General features: G+C 43.4%; 21 protein-coding genes. All 21 read right to left on the bottom strand.

Annotated features, from left to right (window positions below; genetic code table 11):
- Positions 1-23: 23 nt before the first annotated feature.
- Complete coding sequence (gene rpsH / locus A3M5_RS0117965; RefSeq protein WP_018395168.1) at positions 24-419, bottom strand: 30S ribosomal protein S8; 396 nt, start codon at positions 417-419, stop codon at positions 24-26.
- A 30-nt stretch (positions 420-449) separates the two neighbouring features.
- Complete coding sequence (gene rpsN / locus A3M5_RS0117960; protein WP_010285078.1) at positions 450-635, bottom strand: 30S ribosomal protein S14; 186 nt, start codon at positions 633-635, stop codon at positions 450-452.
- Positions 636-659: 24 nt separating this feature from the next.
- On the bottom strand, positions 660-1,199 hold the full coding sequence (gene rplE / locus A3M5_RS0117955) for a 50S ribosomal protein L5 (protein WP_018395167.1): 540 nt from the start codon (positions 1,197-1,199) through the stop codon (positions 660-662).
- A 27-nt stretch (positions 1,200-1,226) separates the two neighbouring features.
- The gene (rplX, locus tag A3M5_RS0117950; RefSeq protein WP_018395166.1) at positions 1,227-1,538 is read right to left on the bottom strand and encodes a 50S ribosomal protein L24; all 312 of its coding nucleotides are present in this window, start codon (positions 1,536-1,538) and stop codon (positions 1,227-1,229) included.
- Positions 1,539-1,580: 42 nt separating this feature from the next.
- Positions 1,581-1,949 carry a 50S ribosomal protein L14 gene (rplN, locus tag A3M5_RS0117945; RefSeq protein WP_018395165.1) on the bottom strand — a complete coding sequence of 123 codons (369 nt, stop codon included), beginning with the start codon at positions 1,947-1,949 and terminating at the stop codon, positions 1,581-1,583.
- Positions 1,950-1,993: 44 nt separating this feature from the next.
- Positions 1,994-2,257 (bottom strand): 30S ribosomal protein S17, encoded by a 264-nt coding sequence (rpsQ, locus tag A3M5_RS0117940; RefSeq protein ID WP_018395164.1) that lies wholly within the window; start codon positions 2,255-2,257, stop codon positions 1,994-1,996.
- Positions 2,258-2,276: 19 nt separating this feature from the next.
- Positions 2,277-2,474, bottom strand: a complete 198-nt coding sequence (gene rpmC / locus A3M5_RS0117935) for a 50S ribosomal protein L29 (protein ID WP_018395163.1) — start codon at positions 2,472-2,474, stop codon at positions 2,277-2,279.
- Positions 2,464-2,898, bottom strand: a complete 435-nt coding sequence (rplP, locus tag A3M5_RS0117930; RefSeq protein WP_018395162.1) for a 50S ribosomal protein L16 — start codon at positions 2,896-2,898, stop codon at positions 2,464-2,466. Before rplP ends, rpmC begins: the two co-directional genes overlap by 11 nt.
- Before the next feature lies 1 nt (position 2,899).
- Positions 2,900-3,556 carry a 30S ribosomal protein S3 gene (gene rpsC, locus A3M5_RS0117925; protein ID WP_018395161.1) on the bottom strand — a complete coding sequence of 219 codons (657 nt, stop codon included), beginning with the start codon at positions 3,554-3,556 and terminating at the stop codon, positions 2,900-2,902.
- Between the two features lie 3 nt (positions 3,557-3,559).
- Entirely contained in the window at positions 3,560-3,901 is a 342-nt protein-coding gene (rplV, locus tag A3M5_RS0117920; RefSeq protein WP_018395160.1) for a 50S ribosomal protein L22, read from the bottom strand.
- Positions 3,902-3,920: 19 nt separating this feature from the next.
- On the bottom strand, positions 3,921-4,199 hold the full coding sequence (rpsS, locus tag A3M5_RS0117915) for a 30S ribosomal protein S19 (protein ID WP_018395159.1): 279 nt from the start codon (positions 4,197-4,199) through the stop codon (positions 3,921-3,923).
- Between the two features lie 60 nt (positions 4,200-4,259).
- Complete coding sequence (rplB, locus tag A3M5_RS0117910) at positions 4,260-5,090, bottom strand: 50S ribosomal protein L2 (protein ID WP_018395158.1); 831 nt, start codon at positions 5,088-5,090, stop codon at positions 4,260-4,262.
- 33 nt (positions 5,091-5,123) lie between these two features.
- A complete protein-coding gene (gene rplW, locus A3M5_RS0117905; RefSeq protein WP_018395157.1) occupies positions 5,124-5,408 on the bottom strand; it encodes a 50S ribosomal protein L23 in 285 nt (94 codons plus the stop codon).
- Complete coding sequence (gene rplD, locus A3M5_RS0117900; RefSeq protein WP_018395156.1) at positions 5,408-6,031, bottom strand: 50S ribosomal protein L4; 624 nt, start codon at positions 6,029-6,031, stop codon at positions 5,408-5,410. The genes rplW and rplD overlap by 1 nt, the downstream gene beginning before the upstream one ends.
- Positions 6,032-6,061: 30 nt before the next feature.
- Positions 6,062-6,694 carry a 50S ribosomal protein L3 gene (gene rplC, locus A3M5_RS0117895; protein ID WP_018395155.1) on the bottom strand — a complete coding sequence of 211 codons (633 nt, stop codon included), beginning with the start codon at positions 6,692-6,694 and terminating at the stop codon, positions 6,062-6,064.
- A gap of 35 nt (positions 6,695-6,729) precedes the next feature.
- On the bottom strand, positions 6,730-7,038 hold the full coding sequence (rpsJ, locus tag A3M5_RS0117890; protein WP_018395154.1) for a 30S ribosomal protein S10: 309 nt from the start codon (positions 7,036-7,038) through the stop codon (positions 6,730-6,732).
- A gap of 235 nt (positions 7,039-7,273) precedes the next feature.
- Positions 7,274-8,461: an elongation factor Tu gene (tuf, locus tag A3M5_RS0117885; RefSeq protein WP_018395153.1), complete on the bottom strand. Its 1,188-nt coding sequence runs from the start codon at positions 8,459-8,461 to the stop codon at positions 7,274-7,276.
- 130 nt (positions 8,462-8,591) lie between these two features.
- Entirely contained in the window at positions 8,592-10,670 is a 2,079-nt protein-coding gene (fusA, locus tag A3M5_RS0117880; RefSeq protein WP_018395152.1) for an elongation factor G, read from the bottom strand.
- 46 nt (positions 10,671-10,716) lie between these two features.
- Positions 10,717-11,187 carry a 30S ribosomal protein S7 gene (gene rpsG, locus A3M5_RS0117875; protein WP_018395151.1) on the bottom strand — a complete coding sequence of 157 codons (471 nt, stop codon included), beginning with the start codon at positions 11,185-11,187 and terminating at the stop codon, positions 10,717-10,719.
- A gap of 39 nt (positions 11,188-11,226) precedes the next feature.
- Positions 11,227-11,649: a 30S ribosomal protein S12 gene (rpsL, locus tag A3M5_RS0117870; protein WP_018395150.1), complete on the bottom strand. Its 423-nt coding sequence runs from the start codon at positions 11,647-11,649 to the stop codon at positions 11,227-11,229.
- Between the two features lie 261 nt (positions 11,650-11,910).
- Positions 11,911-15,501 (bottom strand): DNA-directed RNA polymerase subunit beta', encoded by a 3,591-nt coding sequence (gene rpoC, locus A3M5_RS0117865; protein ID WP_018395149.1) that lies wholly within the window; start codon positions 15,499-15,501, stop codon positions 11,911-11,913.
- Positions 15,502-15,521: the final 20 nt, after the last annotated feature.

Genomic DNA, 15,521 nt, shown 5'->3' with positions numbered 1-15,521 from the left:
CACCTCCATTCGTTAAAAAATTATTACCAAACGTAAGCGAGTACTTCGCCGCCTACTTGTTTAGCGCGGGCTTCTTTATCAGTAACTACACCCGTTGATGTAGAAATAATTGCAATACCAAGTCCATTAAGAACACGTGGTACCTCATCAGCTTTCGCATATACGCGAAGGCCTGGTTTAGAAATACGCTTCAAGCCTGTGATTACACGCTCATTGCCGCTATATTTCAAGAAAATACGGATAACACCTTGTTTGTCGTCTTCGATGAATTCAACGTCACGGACAAAACCTTCACGTTTGAGAATATTAGCAATTTCGCGTTTGATATTGGAAGCAGGTACTTCCAGTTTTTCGTGACGAACCATGTTCGCATTACGAATGCGAGTCAGCAAGTCAGCAATTGGATCTGTCATAACCATTTGTTTTTACCTCCTTCCGGAATCAGTGTATTACCAGCTGGCTTTTTTAACGCCAGGAATTTGACCTTTATAAGCTAGTTCACGGAAACAAATACGGCAAAGTTTAAATTTGCGTAATACAGAATGTGGACGCCCACAGCGTTCGCAGCGTGTATACTCTTGCACTTTAAATTTTTGCGTGCGTTTTTGTTTCGCAATCATTGATTTTTTAGCCACGTTTTCGCCTCCCTTATATAGCGATTACTTTTGGAACGGCATTCCAATTTGTGTTAACAATTCACGAGCTTCTTCGTCCGTGTTAGCAGTAGTAACAATGACGATATCCATGCCACGTACTTTTGATACTTTATCGTAATCAATCTCAGGGAAAATCAACTGTTCTTTAACACCTAGTGTGTAGTTGCCTCGACCATCGAACGCTTTTTTAGAAACGCCGCGGAAGTCACGTACACGTGGAAGTGAAACAGAAACAAGTTTATCAAGGAATTCGTACATGCGCTCGCCGCGAAGAGTTACTTTCGCACCGATTGGCATACCTTCACGAAGACGGAATCCCGCGATTGAGTTTTTCGCACGAGTAACCATTGGCTTTTGACCAGTGATTTGTTGAAGTTCTTCAACTGCTGTGTCCAATATTTTTGCATTTTGAACAGCTTCACCAACACCCATGTTTACAACGATTTTTTCAACTTTAGGCACTTGCATTACAGAGTTATAATTGAACTTGCTCACAAGAGCAGGTGTGATTTCTTTTTGATATTTTTCTTTAAGGCGGTTCACTTAGAATACCTCCCTTCTATGGCACTATTATTTATCTAAAGTTTCACCGGATTTTTTAGCTACGCGGACTTTCTTGCCGTCCACATCTTTGTACCCTACGCGAGTAGGTTCATTCGTTTTCGGATCCAATAGCATTACATTGGATACGTGAATAGGTGCCTCTTGGCTAAGAATGCCGCCTTGCGGATTCAGTTGTGAAGGTTTTGCGTGTTTTTTCACGATGTTAATACCTTCAACAAGGACACGGTCTTTTTTAGGGAAAGAAGCAAGAATAACTCCTGTTTTGCCTTTATCTTTACCTGTGATTACCATGACTTTATCGCCTTTTTTCACGTGCATGTTGCGCACCTCCTTGATTGACCTTTTATTTGTTCAGTTCAATTAGATTACTTCAGGAGCAAGGGAAACAATCTTCATGAAATTGCTGTCGCGAAGTTCGCGGGCAACCGGGCCGAAAATACGTGTGCCACGTGGGCTCTTATCGTCACGAATGATAACACACGCGTTTTCGTCGAAGCGAATGTAAGAACCGTCATTACGGCGAACACCGCGTTTCGTACGAACGATAACCGCTTTTACCACTTCACCTTTTTTGACAACGCCACCTGGTGTTGCTTGTTTTACTGTACACACGATTACATCGCCGACGTTAGCTGTTTTACGGCCAGAACCACCGAGAACTTTGATCGTCAATACTTCACGTGCACCAGAATTGTCAGCTACTTTTAAACGTGATTCTTGCTGGATCATTTAGGTTACCTCCTTTCGGACTTTAACATTTATCCGAACATTAATTAGATGATGACTGCTTTTTCCACTACTTCTAGAAGGCGGAAACGTTTTGTTGCAGAAAGCGGGCGAGTTTCCATGATGCGCACTACGTCCCCGATTTTTGCTTCGTTATTCTCATCATGAGCTTTAAACTTTTTAGAATACTTTACGCGTTTGCCGTAAAGAGAGTGTGTTTTATATGTTTCGACAACAACCGTTACTGTTTTATCCATTTTGTCGGATACAACGCGGCCTGTGTAAACTTTGCGCTGATTGCGTTCGCTCATCGTGCAAACCTCCTTTCAATTATCGGTTATCAATTTCCCGCTGACGAATCACGGTTTTCATGCGGGCGATCGCTTTACGTACTTCACGAATACGAGCAGTATTTTCAAGCTGTCCCGTCGCCAATTGAAAGCGAAGGTTGAAAAGTTCTTCTTTGAGCGACTTTACTTGTTGTTCAATTTCAGCAGTGGTAAGTTCACCGATTTCATTAGCTTTCATTTGATTCACCACCAATTTCTTCACGTTTTACGATTTTGCATTTCACTGGAAGCTTATGTGCTGCCAAACGAAGTGCTTCACGTGCTACTTCTTCAGAAACGCCGGCAATTTCAAACATGATCTTGCCTGGTTTAACAACCGCTACCCAGCCTTCAGGAGCACCTTTACCGGAACCCATCCGTACTTCAAGAGGTTTTTTCGTATATGGTTTGTGAGGGAAAATTTTAATCCAAACTTTACCGCCACGTTTCATGTAACGAGTCATCGCGATACGGGCAGATTCGATTTGGCGATTTGTGATCCATGAAGCTTCAACAGCTTGAAGACCGTACTCACCGAATGCTACTTCTGTTCCGCCTTTCGCTTGACCGCGCATTTTGCCGCGGTGTACACGACGATATTTCACGCGTTTTGGCAACAACATATTATTTGCCTCCTTCCTGAGTTTTCTTCTTCGTCGGAAGAATCTCTCCACGGTAGATCCATACTTTCACACCAAGCTTGCCGTATGTTGTATCTGCTTCAGCGTGTGCATAGTCGATGTCAGCACGAAGAGTATGAAGTGGAACTGTTCCTTCACTGTAATGTTCAGCACGGGCAATATCCGCTCCGCCAAGACGTCCTGAAACCTGTGTTTTGATCCCTTTTGCACCTGAACGGATTGTCCGTTGGATAGCCTGCTTTTGCGCACGACGGAATGATACACGGTTTTCAAGTTGACGAGCAATGTTTTCCGCTACAAGTTTAGCATCAAGATCCGCTCTTTTTACTTCAACAATGTTAATATGAACACGTTTGCCTGTTAACTCGTTCAAAGCTTTACGAAGTGCTTCTACTTCGGAACCACCTTTACCAATAACCATACCTGGTTTAGCAGTGTGAACAGTGACGTTCACGCGATTCGCAGCACGTTCGATTTCAACACGGGATAGAGAAGCATCTTTAAGGCGCTCTTCAATGTATCCGCGAACTTTCAAATCTTCGTGAAGAAGATCCGCGTAATCTTTTTCAGCGTACCATTTAGAATCCCAGTCGCGAATGATCCCGACGCGCAGTCCATGAGGATGTACTTTTTGACCCACGAATTATCCCTCCTTTTTTTCTGCCACAACGATTGTTATGTGACTTGTGCGTTTGTTAATTGCGCTTGCACGTCCCATTGCACGTGGACGGAAACGTTTCAATGTTGGTCCTTCATTAACATAGGCTTGAGTTACAACGAGGTTGTTTACATCAAGATCATAGTTATGCTCTGCATTTGCAATCGCAGAGTTTAATAATTTTTCAATTACAGGAGATGATGTTTTCGGCGTATGTTTTAAGATCGCCACTGCTTCTCCAACTTGCTTACCTCGAATCAGGTCAATCACCAGACGTGCCTTACGAGGAGCAATGCGTACTGTTTTTAAGACAGCTTTAGCTTCCATTGGGATATCCTCCTCTCAATTAACGTCTTGTTTTCTTATCGTCGGCAACGTGTCCTTTGTACGTACGCGTTGGCGCGAATTCACCAAGTTTATGTCCAACCATATCTTCAGTAACGTATACAGGCACGTGTTTACGGCCATCGTATACTGCGATTGTGTGTCCGATGAATGTCGGGAAAATTGTAGAACGGCGTGACCAAGTTTTAATAACTTGTTTCTTTTCAGTCTCGTTCAACTTCTCAACTTTATTGAATAAATGATCATCAACAAAAGGTCCTTTTTTCAAGCTGCGGCCCATTTGTGTACCTCCCTTCGTGATTGATCTACGGTTCGTATGTAGAACCGTAGGACAATTACGTTATTTTTTACGACGACGAACGATAAATTTATCGGATTTGTTAACTTTTTTACGTGTTTTGTAACCAAGAGCTGGTTTACCCCAAGGTGTAACTGGTGATTTGCGGCCAATTGGCGAGCGTCCTTCACCACCACCGTGTGGATGATCATTTGGATTCATTACAGAACCACGGACAGTAGGCCGTTTTCCTAACCAGCGTGAACGTCCTGCTTTACCAACGTTAACAAGTTCATGCTGCTCGTTACCAACTTGACCAATTGTTGCACGGCACGTTGCAAGAATCATGCGCACTTCACCTGAGTTCAAGCGTACGAGCACATATTTTCCTTCTTTACCGAGAACTTGAGCTGATGTACCTGCTGAACGAACTAATTGTCCGCCTTTGCCTGGTTTCAATTCAACGTTGTGGATAACTGTACCAACTGGGATATTAACGAGCGGAAGTGCATTGCCTGTTTTAATATCCGCTTCTGGTCCGGACATGATTTCCGTTCCAACCTGAATGCCTTTTGGAGCTATGATATAACGCTTTTCTCCATCAACGTAGTGCACGAGTGCGATGTTAGCTGAACGGTTTGGATCGTATTCGATCGTAGCAACGCGTCCTGGAATGCCATCTTTATCACGTTTGAAGTCAATAATACGGTATTGACGCTTATGACCGCCGCCTCTATGACGAACTGTGATTTTACCTTGGTTATTACGACCGCCATTCTTTTTCAACGGCTCAAGCAATGATTTCTCAGGTGTGCTTGTTGTAATTTCAGCATAATCCAAAGATGTCATATTACGACGACCATTTGAGGTCGGTTTATACTTTTTAATCGCCATTTCGTGTCCCTCCTCTTCTATTTTATGCGTTTATTACGCTTCGAAAAGTTCGATTTCTTTGCTTTCTTGCGTCAATGTTACGATTGCTTTGCGGCGTTTATTTGTATAGCCAGCATGACGTCCCATACGCTTAAATTTACCTTTGTAGTTCATAACGTTTACGTTTTTAACTTTAACGCCGAAGATCTCTTCAACAGCAGTCCTCACTTGCGTTTTGTTGGCACGAACGTCCACATCAAAAGTATATTTTTTTTCAGCCATTACAGCCATAGATTGTTCAGTAATAACGGGGCGCTTAATCACATCGCGTGAATCCATTATGCAAGCACCTCCTCTACTTTTTCAACCGCTGCTTTTGTCATAATAAGTTTATCATGTCCAAGCAGGTCAAGGATATTGATGCCCGCAGCCTCAACCACTGTCACACCAGGGATGTTTCGTGCAGACAATGCAACGAATTCGTTTACTGTGTCTGTTACGATCAATGCTTTTGAGTCAACAGATAAGTTGTTCAAGACTGTCACAAACTCTTTTGTTTTTGGAGCGTCGAAAGACAATGTTTCCAAAACGAGGATGTTTTGCTCTTGTACTTTTGATGACAAAGCCGATTTCAATGCAAGACGACGTACTTTCTTTGGCAGTTTGTAGCTGTAGCTGCGTGGATTTGGACCGAATACAATACCACCGCCACGCCATTGTGGGGAACGAATAGAACCTTGACGTGCGCGTCCAGTTCCTTTTTGTTTCCACGGTTTACGACCGCCGCCGCGAACTTCTGAGCGACCTTTAACTTTGTGATTACCTTGGCGTAACGAAGCTCTTTGCATCACAACTGCTTCAAATACTACGTGTTCGTTTGGTTCGATTCCGAATACAGCGTCATTTAATTCGATGTCACCGACTTCAGAACCTGTTTGGTTTAATACTTTCACTTTAGCCATTCCTGTTTCCTCCTTTCCTAAAAAAGTTAATTAGTTTGCTTTAACAGCAGTTTTAACCTGAATCAAAGCTTTTTTAGATCCTGGTACGTTTCCTTTAATAAGAAGAACGTTGCGTTCAGCATCCACTTTCACTATTTGCAGGTTTTGTACTGTTACTTGCTCTCCACCCATACGACCTGGAAGAAGTTTGTTTTTAAATACACGGTTTGGCGCTACAGGTCCCATTGAACCTGGACGACGATGGTAACGCGAACCATGGGACATAGGGCCACGAGATTGGTTATGGCGCTTAATAGCACCCTGGAAGCCTTTCCCTTTAGAAATTCCTGTTACATCGACGATGTCGCCTTCTGCAAAAATATCAACTTTAACTTCTTGACCAATTTCAAGATCGTTGTTGATGTTACGGAACTCACGAATGAAGCGCTTAGGTGCGATGCCTTCTCCTGCTTTCTTCACGTGTCCAAGTGATGGTTTGTTGGCAAGCTTTTCACGCTTGTCTTCAAAGCCTAACTGAACCGCTGTGTAGCCGTCGCTTTCGACTGTTTTCTTTTGAAGGATAACGTTTGGTGCTGCTTCGATTACAGTTACCGGAATGAGGTCACCGTTTTCAGCAAACACTTGCGTCATGCCGATTTTTCTTCCTAAGATTCCTTTTGTCATGAGTTACACCTCCTGGTTAATTATTAGTTTATTTATTATAGTTTAATTTCAATGTCAACGCCTGACGGCAAGTCTAAACGCATCAATGAATCAACTGTTTTCGGAGTTGGGTTCACGATATCGATTAAACGTTTATGAGTACGCATTTCGAACTGTTCACGAGAGTCCTTGTACTTATGAACCGCACGAAGGATCGTGTAGATAGATTTCTCAGTTGGTAGCGGGATTGGCCCTGATACACTTGCACCAGAACGTTTAGCCGTTTCAACAATTTTCTCAGCTGATTGATCAAGAATACGATGATCATATGCTTTCAAACGAATACGAATTTTTTGTTTTGCCATTATTTTCCCTCCTTTATCGCCTATTTAGCTAATAGACATACTCCGCGAAAATTTTTCCCTGACATCACCGCCATGGCAAAGCGGCCGGGTGTGTCAGCAACCTTCCGCATCAACGCTGTCAAAAACCAACATTGATTATTATACATCGTTTATGGATTGATTGCAACACATGATAGGATTTTTTTTTCAAACAAAAAAAAACAGCCCGGCCAGAACCGGACTGTCAGATCAAAACTTACTTTTGGATTGTTGCTACAACGCCAGCGCCTACAGTACGGCCACCTTCACGGATTGAGAATTTAGTACCTTCTTCAATCGCGATTGGAGCGATCAATTCTACAGACATTTCAACGTTATCGCCAGGCATAACCATTTCTACGCCTTCAGGAAGGTTACAGATACCAGTTACGTCAGTTGTACGGAAGTAGAACTGCGGGCGGTAGTTAGTGAAGAATGGAGTGTGACGTCCACCTTCTTCTTTAGAAAGAACGTAAACTTCTGCTTTAAAAGTTGTATGTGGTGTGATTGAACCTGGTTTAGCAAGTACTTGACCACGTTGGATTTCTTCACGCGCTACACCGCGAAGAAGTGCGCCGATGTTGTCGCCAGCTTCAGCATAATCAAGAAGCTTACGGAACATTTCAACACCTGTTACAGTTGTTGATTTTGGCTCTTCAGTCAAACCGATGATTTCGATTACATCACCGACTTTGATTTGTCCACGCTCAACACGGCCAGTTGCTACTGTACCACGGCCAGTGATTGAGAAAACATCCTCAACAGGCATCATGAAATCTTTATCAGTGTCACGTGTTGGAGTTGGGATGTATTCATCAACTGCAGTCATAAGTTCATGGATTTTTTCTTCCCACTCTGCTTCACCTTCAAGTGCTTTAAGAGCAGAACCTTTAATAACAGGAATGTCATCGCCAGGGAAGTCGTATTCAGAAAGAAGATCACGAATTTCCATTTCAACTAGCTCAAGAAGCTCTTCATCGTCTACCATGTCACATTTGTTCATAAATACAACAAGGAAAGGAACACCTACTTGACGTGAAAGAAGGATGTGCTCACGTGTTTGCGGCATTGGGCCATCAGCAGCTGATACGACAAGAATACCGCCGTCCATTTGTGCTGCACCAGTAATCATGTTTTTAACATAGTCAGCATGTCCAGGGCAGTCTACGTGTGCGTAGTGACGAGTTGCAGTTTCGTACTCAACATGTGCAGTTGAGATTGTGATACCGCGCTCGCGCTCTTCTGGAGCACCATCGATTTGATCGTATGCACGTGCTTCTGCACCACCAGTTTTTGCAAGAACTGTTGTGATTGCAGCTGTTAAAGTTGTTTTACCATGGTCAACGTGTCCGATTGTACCAACGTTAACATGCGGTTTTGAACGGTCGAATTTTGCTTTTCCCATTAGGAAGTCCTCCTTCAAAATATAGAATTTAGTAGTTTTTTATATAGTTCTTCTTCCGGAAAAGAAGTCTTTTTCGGAAGAAGGGAAAGCTTACAATAGTATTTATACTTGATTAGCGAGTATAAATCAATTATTGGCCTTTATTTTTTTTGATGATGTCTTCTTGAACACTCTTAGGCACTTCTTCATAATGATCGAATTGCATAGAGTAGTTACCGCGTCCTTGCGTGTTAGAACGAAGAGCTGTTGCATAACCGAACATTTCAGCAAGTGGAACGAACGCTTTAACGACTTGCGCGTTACCACGTGCTTCCATACCTTCTACGCGTCCACGACGTGATGTAACATCACCCATGATATCGCCAAGATATTCGTCTGGAATAACAACTTCAACTTTCATAAGCGGCTCAAGAATAACCGGGTTACATTTAGAAATCGCATTTTTAAGCGCCAATGATGCAGCAATTTTAAACGCCATCTCAGATGAATCGACATCATGGTAAGAACCGTCAAAAAGACGAGCTTTAACATCGATTAACGGATAGCCAGCAAGAACACCATTTTTCATAGCGTCTTCAAGACCTGCTTGAACAGCCGGGACATATTCACGCGGTACAGAACCACCAACGATGCCATTTTCAAATTCGAAGCCTGCTCCTTCTTCATTAGGAGAGAATTCGATCCAAACGTGACCAAACTGTCCACGTCCACCGGATTGACGAGCAAATTTACCCTCAACCTGTGCGCTTGAACGGAATGTTTCACGGTAAGATACTTGTGGTGCACCAACATTTGCTTCTACCTTGAACTCGCGGCGCATACGGTCAACGAGAATATCTAGGTGAAGCTCACCCATACCTGCGATAATAACTTCTCCAGTTTCCTGGTCCGTGTGTGCATGGAATGTTGGATCTTCTTCTTGAAGTTTTTGGAGTGCTGTCGTCATCTTGTCTTGGTCAGCTTTTGTTTTCGGCTCAACAGAAAGAGAGATAACTGGATCAGGGAACACCATAGATTCAAGAATAACAAGATTTTTTTCTTCACAAAGCGTATCGCCAGTCGTTGTATCTTTAAGACCAACTGCAGCAGCGATGTCACCTGCGTATACTTGCGAAATCTCTTCACGGGAATTGGCATGCATTTGTAAGATACGTCCTACACGCTCACGCTTTCCTTTTGTTGAGTTTTGCACGTAAGAACCGGAATGAAGAACACCGGAATATACACGGAAGAATGTTAATTTACCGACATAAGGGTCCGTCATAACTTTAAATGCAAGTGCCGAGAACGGCGCTTCATCGCTTGCTTCACGTTCCACTTCTTCGTCGCTGTCTGGAAGTGTACCTTTAATTGCCGGTACATCCGTTGGTGCTGGAAGATAGTCGATAACAGCATCCAACATAAGTTGTACACCTTTATTCTTAAATGCAGAACCAACCATAACAGGGAAGAATTCAACGTTGATAACACCTTTACGGATCGCAGCTTTGATTTCATCATTCGTCAACTCTTCGCCGCCAAGGTATTTCTCCATTAGTTCTTCGTCAAGTTCCGCTACAGCTTCAATTAGCTTTTCACGGTACTCATCTGCTTGATCCTGGTAATCTGCAGGAATGTCAACAACTTCGATGTCAGTTCCGAGGTCATTGCCATACACTGTTGCTTTCATTTCGATTAAGTCGATGATGCCGGAGAACTCGTCTTCAGCACCGATCGGTAATTGAATTGGGTGTGCATTCGCCATGAGACGGTCATGGATTGTGCCGACTGAGTAAAGGAAGTCAGCACCCATTTTGTCCATTTTATTGACGAATACAACGCGTGGAACACCGTAAGTCGTCGCTTGACGCCATACTGTTTCCGTTTGTGGTTCTACACCGGATTGAGCATCGAGAACCGTTACGGCACCATCAAGTACACGTAAAGAACGTTCAACTTCAACAGTGAAGTCTACGTGTCCCGGTGTATCGATAATGTTAACGCGATGACCTTTCCAAGAAGCAGTTGTTGCAGCAGACGTGATCGTAATACCACGCTCCTGCTCCTGCTCCATCCAGTCCATTTGAGAAGCGCCTTCATGCGTTTCACCAATTTTATGAATACGGCCTGTATAATATAGGATACGCTCAGTCGTTGTTGTTTTACCAGCATCAATATGAGCCATGATTCCGATGTTACGAGTTTTATCTAAGGAGAACTCTCTTGCCATCTATGTCTTTCTCCTTCCTGGATTAGGTTAAGGTTTAATTTAATTATTACCAGCGGTAATGAGCAAATGCTTTGTTTGCTTCCGCCATTTTGTGCGTGTCTTCGCGTTTTTTAACAGAAGCACCAGTGTTGTTTGCTGCGTCCATAATTTCTGCTGCAAGGCGTTCTTCCATTGTTTTTTCACCGCGAAGGCGAGCGTAATTTACTAACCAGCGGAGACCTAAAGTTGTACGACGATCTGGGCGAACTTCAATTGGTACTTGATAGTTAGCTCCACCAACACGGCGTGCTTTCACCTCTAGTACTGGCATGATGTTTTTCATTGCCTGGTCAAATACTTCCATTGGATCATTACCCGTGCGTTCACGGATTGTGTCAAAAGCGGCGTAAAGAATGGCTTGTGATTTCCCTCTTTTACCGTCAACCATCATTTTATTGATGAGACGAGAAACGAGTTTTGAGTTGTAAAGCGGATCAGCCAATACGTCTCTTTTTGCTACAGGGCCTTTACGTGGCATATTTTTTCCTCCTTTCGGAAAATAAGTTATAAGGTTAAATTAGTTTTTTGGAGCTTTGGGACGTTTTGTACCATATTTAGAACGACCTTGACGACGTGTTTCAACACCAGCTGTATCAAGCGCACCACGAACGATGTGATAACGAACACCCGGTAAATCTTTTACACGGCCGCCGCGGATAAGAACAACACTATGCTCTTGAAGATTATGGCCAATACCAGGGATATAAGCTGTTACTTCAATACCGTTACTCAAACGCACACGTGCATATTTGCGAAGCGCTGAGTTCGGTTTTTTCGGCGTCATAGTACCAACACGAGTACATACACCGCGTTTTTGCGGAGAAAGTACATCGGTTTGAGCTTTCTTAAAGCTGTTAAATCCTTTATTAAGCGCCGGAGACTTTGATTTAGTGATCTTTGATTTACGAGGCTTACGTACTAACTGATTAATAGTAGGCATGTAAAAATCCTCCCTTCCTTTTTTTCTAAGCCCACACTTCCAGGTGGCTCATTTTTGGGCAAAAACAAAGTTCTTGCAGCAAACTGCAAAAACATCATTCGCAAATAATAGCAACGATTGTTTTGTTCCTATATCCAAACTAAGTTAGGTTGGTCGTACAGGAACACCTTGATCATATTACCACTTTCACTTTTTAGTGTCAACTGTCTTTAGCAAAAAAATTGTCGGTGTCTGCGTGCACGGACACCGACAAACAATTTTTTATTCTACTGGAACGGATTCTGCTTTTTTCATATTGGCTTCAGTTAAGCGATAACGTTGCATACCGGTACCCGCTGGAATGAGTTTTCCGATAATGACGTTCTCTTTTAAGCCAAGTAATTCATCGCGCTTCCCTTTGATCGCCGCATCTGTTAGAACACGTGTTGTCTCCTGGAAGGATGCAGCCGATAGGAATGAATCTGTTTCAAGTGATGCTTTCGTAATACCTAGTAAAATCGGACGACCCGTTGCCGGTATTCCGCCTTCAAGAAGTACCTTCTCGTTCGCATCACGGAACTGATGAATTTCAAGCAGACTGCCTGGAAGAACATCTGTATCGCCTGCTTCAAGTACGCGTACTTTGCGAAGCATTTGGCGTACCATTACTTCTATGTGTTTATCGCCGATCTCAACCCCCTGCATCCGGTATACTTTTTGCACTTCGCGCAGTAAGTATTCCTGAACAGATGTGACATCTTTAATTTTCAAGTATTCTTTCGGATCAATGGAACCTTCCGTCAGCTCCTGGCCGCGAGTAATTGGATCATTTACTGCTACTTTTAAACGGGCTGTATATGGAGCTGTGTATGTGCGTGTCTCCACGTCACCTTGCACAACAATTTCTTGCTGACGGTCCTTGCCTTCGTTAAGCGCCGTAACCGTACCGTTAATTTCAGAAATGATCGCTTGCCCTTTCGGGTTACGCGCTTCGAAAATCTCTTGAATACGAGGCAGACCTTGTGTAATATCGTCTCCTGCTACACCGCCTGTATGGAATGTACGCATCGTAAGCTGTGTACCTGGCTCACCGATTGACTGAGCAGCAATAATACCAACTGCTTCGCCCACTTCGACTTCCTGCCCTGTTGCCAAGTTACGTCCGTAACATTTTTTACATACACCGTGGCGTGTGTTACATGTGAAAGCGGAACGAATCCAAACTTTTTCAACGCCTGCTTCCACAATGACTCTCGCTAAATCCTCATCGATTTGCTCATTGTCATGAACAAGCACTTCACCCGTCTCCGGATGTTTAACAGCTTTACGCGCATAACGTCCGACAAGACGTTCTTCAAGCGCTTCGATCACTTCTGTCCCATCTTTAATCGAGCTAATTTCAAGGCCTCGGTCTGTTCCACAGTCTTCTTCGCGGACAATAACATCTTGTGCTACGTCAACAAGTCGACGTGTCAAGTAACCGGAATCGGCTGTTTTCAGTGCGGTATCAGCAAGACCTTTACGTGCACCATGCGTTGAAATAAAGTATTCAAGTACTGTCAAACCTTCACGGAATGACGATTTGATCGGAAGTTCGATAATCCGGCCGGCCGGATTGGCCATAAGCCCGCGCATACCAGCTAGCTGCGTAAAGTTAGATGCATTACCACGAGCACCAGAATCACTCATCATGAAGATTGGATTGCGAATATCCAGAGAGTCCATCAGTTTACCTTGGATAACATCTTTCGCTGCACTCCAGATCGAAATAACCCGATCATAACGTTCTTCCTCGGTAATTAAACCGCGGCGGAACTGCTTCATGACGTTATCGACTTTCGCCTGTGCTTCATGCAATATCCCTTCTTTTTCACCTAGAACAACAATGTCTGCAACCCCTACTGTAATACCCGCTTTTGTCGAGTGTTTAAAGCCAAGGTCTTTCATCCGGTCAAGCATTTTCGATGTTTCAGTGATTTTGAAGCGTTTAAACACTTCAGCAATGATATTACCCAAAATACCCTTTTTAAACGGTGGAACAATTTCTTGTTCAGCAATATGTTCCGGTACATTCACACCTGCGGCAATGAAGTATTTTTCCGGTGTTTTCACTTCAAGGTTGCTGTTTGTCGGTTCGTTAATGTACGGGAATGTGTCCGGCAAAATTTCGTTGAAGATTAATTTCCCAACCGTTGTGACAAGAAGCTGTTTATTTTGTTCTTCTGTAAATGTTTGATTTTCAAGTGATGATGCTGCTACAGCTACACGCGTATGAAGATGAACATAGCCGTTTTGATAAGCTAAGATCGCTTCATTCGTGTCTTTGAAAATAGCTCCTTCACCAACCGCTCCCTCGCGCTCAAGCGTTAAGTAGTAGTTGCCAAGTACCATATCCTGAGACGGTGTAACAACTGGCTTTCCATCTTTCGGGTTCAAGATGTTCTGTGCTGCAAGCATAAGCATACGTGCTTCTGCCTGTGCTTCAGCAGAAAGCGGAACGTGAACAGCCATTTGGTCACCATCGAAGTCAGCATTGTAAGCTGTACAAACGAGCGGATGAAGACGGATTGCACGGCCTTCCACAAGCGTCGGTTCAAATGCTTGTATACCGAGACGGTGAAGAGTCGGCGCGCGATTTAAGAGTACTGGATGTTCTCTAATGACTTCTTCAAGTACATCCCATACGTCTGATTGAACACGTTCAATTTTACGCTTTGCACTCTTAATGTTGTGCGCGAGACCTCTTTCAACGAGTTCTTTCATCACAAATGGTTTAAACAATTCAAGTGCCATTTCTTTCGGAAGTCCGCACTGATACATTTTTAAGTTTGGTCCAACGACGATAACAGAACGTCCTGAATAGTCAACACGTTTTCCGAGTAAGTTTTGACGGAAACGACCTTGCTTCCCTTTCAGCATATGAGAAAGAGATTTCAAAGGACGGTTACCCGGCCCTGTAACAGGACGTCCACGGCGTCCGTTATCAATCAGTGCATCAACAGCTTCCTGAAGCATACGCTTTTCATTTTGAACGATGATGCTTGGCGCACCAAGGTCTAATAGACGCTTCAAACGGTTATTCCGGTTGATGACACGGCGATACAAATCATTCAAATCAGATGTCGCGAAACGGCCACCATCAAGTTGTACCATCGGGCGAAGTTCCGGTGGGATAACCGGTAGAACATCAAGGATCATCCAATCCGGTTTATTGCCGGAATGACGAAATGCTTCAATCACTTCAAGACGCTTAATCGCACGTGTGCGGCGCTGTCCTTGTGCTGATTTCAGCTCTTCTTTTAACTGTTCTGTTTCTTTATCGAGATCGATATCTTGAAGAAGCTTTTTAATAGCTTCTGCACCCATAGATGCTTGGAATTTTTTTCCGTATTTTTCACGATATGCCCGGTACTCTTTTTCAGAAAGCAACTGCTTCTTTTCAAGAGCTGTATCACCCGACTCAGTTACAACATACGAAGCAAAATAAATAATTTCTTCAAGCGCACGCGGTGACATATCAAGAACAAGACCCATACGACTTGGGATTCCTTTAAAGTACCAAATATGTGAAACTGGTGCTGCAAGCTCAATATGACCCATTCGTTCACGGCGTACTTTCGCTTTTGTTACTTCTACACCACAGCGGTCACAGACAACGCCTTTATAACGAACACGCTTGTATTTACCGCAGTGACATTCCCAGTCTTTCGTAGGACCGAAAATCCGTTCACAAAATAAGCCGTCTTTTTCAGGTTTTAGCGTACGGTAGTTAATTGTTTCTGGTTTTTTTACTTCCCCATAAGACCATGAACGAATCTTATCCGGTGAAGCGAGACCAATTTTCATATACTCGAAATTATTGACATCCAGCAAGGGGTCTACCTCCCTTTTCT

The sequence above is a fragment of the Bacillus sp. 37MA genome (genome assembly GCF_000372765.1).
Lineage (GTDB): Bacteria > Bacillota > Bacilli > Bacillales > Domibacillaceae > Domibacillus > Domibacillus aminovorans.
Note: the sequence above shows the minus strand (reverse complement) of the source record. Positions and strands in the feature narration are given on the sequence as shown.

Bases quoted from the DNA above. Each gene is read 5' to 3' on its own strand.
- rplP (WP_018395162.1), bottom strand. From the start codon at position 2,898: ATGTTGTTGCCAAAACGCGTGAAATATCGTCGTGTACACCGCGGCAAA.
- fusA (WP_018395152.1), bottom strand. From the start codon at position 10,670: ATGGCAAGAGAGTTCTCCTTAGATAAAACTCGTAACATCGGAATCATG.
- rplX (WP_018395166.1), bottom strand. From the start codon at position 1,538: ATGCACGTGAAAAAAGGCGATAAAGTCATGGTAATCACAGGTAAAGAT.
- rplN (WP_018395165.1), bottom strand. From the start codon at position 1,949: ATGATCCAGCAAGAATCACGTTTAAAAGTAGCTGACAATTCTGGTGCA.
- rpsH (WP_018395168.1), bottom strand. From the start codon at position 419: ATGGTTATGACAGATCCAATTGCTGACTTGCTGACTCGCATTCGTAAT.
- rplD (WP_018395156.1), bottom strand. From the start codon at position 6,031: ATGGCTAAAGTGAAAGTATTAAACCAAACAGGTTCTGAAGTCGGTGAC.
- rpsQ (WP_018395164.1), bottom strand. From the start codon at position 2,257: ATGAGCGAACGCAATCAGCGCAAAGTTTACACAGGCCGCGTTGTATCC.
- tuf (WP_018395153.1), bottom strand. From the start codon at position 8,461: ATGGGAAAAGCAAAATTCGACCGTTCAAAACCGCATGTTAACGTTGGT.
- rplB (WP_018395158.1), bottom strand. From the start codon at position 5,090: ATGGCGATTAAAAAGTATAAACCGACCTCAAATGGTCGTCGTAATATG.
- rplC (WP_018395155.1), bottom strand. From the start codon at position 6,694: ATGACAAAAGGAATCTTAGGAAGAAAAATCGGCATGACGCAAGTGTTT.
- rpmC (WP_018395163.1), bottom strand. From the start codon at position 2,474: ATGAAAGCTAATGAAATCGGTGAACTTACCACTGCTGAAATTGAACAA.
- rplV (WP_018395160.1), bottom strand. From the start codon at position 3,901: ATGGAAGCTAAAGCTGTCTTAAAAACAGTACGCATTGCTCCTCGTAAG.
- rpsS (WP_018395159.1), bottom strand. From the start codon at position 4,199: ATGGGCCGCAGCTTGAAAAAAGGACCTTTTGTTGATGATCATTTATTC.
- rplW (WP_018395157.1), bottom strand. From the start codon at position 5,408: ATGGATTCACGCGATGTGATTAAGCGCCCCGTTATTACTGAACAATCT.
- rpsG (WP_018395151.1), bottom strand. From the start codon at position 11,187: ATGCCACGTAAAGGCCCTGTAGCAAAAAGAGACGTATTGGCTGATCCG.
- rpsJ (WP_018395154.1), bottom strand. From the start codon at position 7,038: ATGGCAAAACAAAAAATTCGTATTCGTTTGAAAGCATATGATCATCGT.
- rpsL (WP_018395150.1), bottom strand. From the start codon at position 11,649: ATGCCTACTATTAATCAGTTAGTACGTAAGCCTCGTAAATCAAAGATC.